The organism is Acinetobacter rudis, from assembly GCF_000829675.1.
In the GTDB taxonomy this organism is placed as follows: domain Bacteria; phylum Pseudomonadota; class Gammaproteobacteria; order Pseudomonadales; family Moraxellaceae; genus Acinetobacter; species Acinetobacter rudis.
Genome location: NZ_BBRX01000138.1, coordinates 1 through 2,042 on the forward strand (window position 1 = coordinate 1; position 2,042 = coordinate 2,042).

General features: G+C 36.7%; 1 protein-coding gene and 1 pseudogene. One reads left to right on the forward strand and one right to left on the reverse strand.

The genetic code is table 11. From position 1 onward, the window contains the following. Positions 1-812: pseudogene (locus Aru01_RS18215) on the reverse strand (hypothetical protein); the annotation flags it as partial. A gap of 393 nt (positions 813-1,205) precedes the next feature. Here Aru01_RS18215 and Aru01_RS18220 point away from each other — a divergent pair. Continuing rightward, the gene (locus Aru01_RS18220) at positions 1,206-2,018 is read left to right on the forward strand and encodes a DUF4882 family protein (protein ID WP_016657297.1); all 813 of its coding nucleotides are present in this window, start codon (positions 1,206-1,208) and stop codon (positions 2,016-2,018) included. Positions 2,019-2,042 lie beyond the last annotated feature (24 nt).

The window sequence follows — 2,042 nt, forward strand, 5'->3', positions numbered from 1 at the left end:
GCTGCTGTCATCCGTGTACCACTGACCACTGCATTATTGATCTGAAAAGGTGCTGTCATCGCTGGAATTTTTAAGCCGGTATTTTTAGCATTACCATACCCTGCCGTAAGCCCTGCATTTTTATCACAGCCACTAGTACAACCCAAAAAGGCAGTATCAGCAACTGTATTTACCACCTCTCCAGGTTTTAAGCCAAAGACTCCTGCAGAAGTCTTTGCGTTTCCATAACCGTTGATTTTGAGATAACCAGATAAACTATTGATACCATTGGCTTCTGTGTTATTTGTACCTGCTGTCAACAAGCCAACCACTTTCTCAGCGCTTAAACGTAGTCCAACCACTTCTCGTAACGATGCCTGATCTGGAGACTTAATCGCGAACTCAATAAAAGGATTACTTAACTGAGCAGAAGATGCTGCTCGTTCGTCACTGGTCATGGGAAGCATATTACCATTGGCATCTGTTTTTAAACCGCTTAAGGCTAGATTATCGATATCGATATCACAGCCGTTAATACCATTTAACCCACCACAGCCCAGCTGTAATTTACGAACATTGGCATTTATTTCTACATTGGCCTCTAAACCCAGTTTATAAAAACCAATTGAACTGTCTCCGCCTGCACGGCGCGTTTCTAAATTATATTGATCATGAGGGGAAATATAAGAAAGGCTCAGTAAGGCTTGCCCCTGTGTTGCAGATAACTGTGTATCATCCAGTTCAACTAAAGATGAAGAGGCAACTGCCCAACTACAGTACAGCCCACACAAACCAGTCAATGCTCTTTTTAAAGTTGTTAATTTTGTTTTCACAGTACCTTATACTCCCTATAAAGTCGTCAATACTTGAGTAGAAACTCCATCTGTTTGGCCTACTGCAATATGTATATTTGATAAAAATCTACATAACAAATTTATTTGCCAAGTCACTCCATACTAGAACAGTAAAACTAATAAACAAGCACATGTAAACCAAGAAATGTGGTCTAAATAGTCAAAAAACCAGCATTTCATCGGATGTACTTGTATTACATAATTAAATTATTCGATAATTTTTTAAGCAAAATCTTGTCAAAGCTATGAACCCTTATTAAAAAAAAGCACAAGCCATCACACAACAAAATCGTTTACCTTTTATCTGAAAAATAACTTATTCAAATGTTTTATTTATATAGTGCATATTTAAAATAAAATAAGGATAACATGATGAAAAAAATTGGATTATGTTTGAGTCTATGTACCTTGAGTTTTGGAACATGGGCTGCTTGTAGCTATGATTTTGATGCAAATGCAAGCCAATTGAGTGTACTATATGGAGAGCCTTATCAATCAAAGGATCAGCAAAGTTTTACTTCAGCAATCCTTTCAAAAAAAACCTCGCAAAACTTTTCAGCAGCCAATTCAACTAACCTCACCCACTATGCTAACGGTAACTTAACTGGGAATATGCTTATACCCACAACAGGAATCATCGCTGTAGAGTTTAAACTCACGAAATTCCCCACCAGTAAACCCATAGCTACAGGACAAGTAGAAACAGGTATTACCATTGTTAGTCAAGACTCAGTCAATAAATCTGTATTCGTAACAATGATGCAATTACATACAGGACTTAGTAATATTAGTCCTTATCCTGAAATGTCACGATTTAGTAGTATTACTACTGGCGGTTTATATACCGTTAACAACGGTGAAATCACGTCAACAAATCCAATAACCACCACACCATATATACATCCTAATCTTCCATTAACAAATGATTATCGAATAGGGGTATATTTCAACCAGAACTCAAAACAATTTGGTTTAATCGTAAATGGGGTGAATCAGGGATATGTATATAATTATCAAAGTACATTAAAAAATATTGGTTTTATCCTACATTCAACAGTATTAGATATATCTCCCAACGACCCAATTCTTAATCAGCAAGTTGGTATTGAGCTCATCACAGATCGTTCAAAATATAAATTTGCCTATCCAACTGGAACCAAAGATCTATGTGGTAATACCCTCTAGTCAAATCGACCCAAGTTGACATCC

Excerpts from the sequence above, each read along its gene's own strand:
- Aru01_RS18220 (WP_016657297.1), top strand. The coding sequence starts at position 1,206 with ATGAAAAAAATTGGATTATGTTTGAGTCTATGTACCTTGAGTTTTGGA.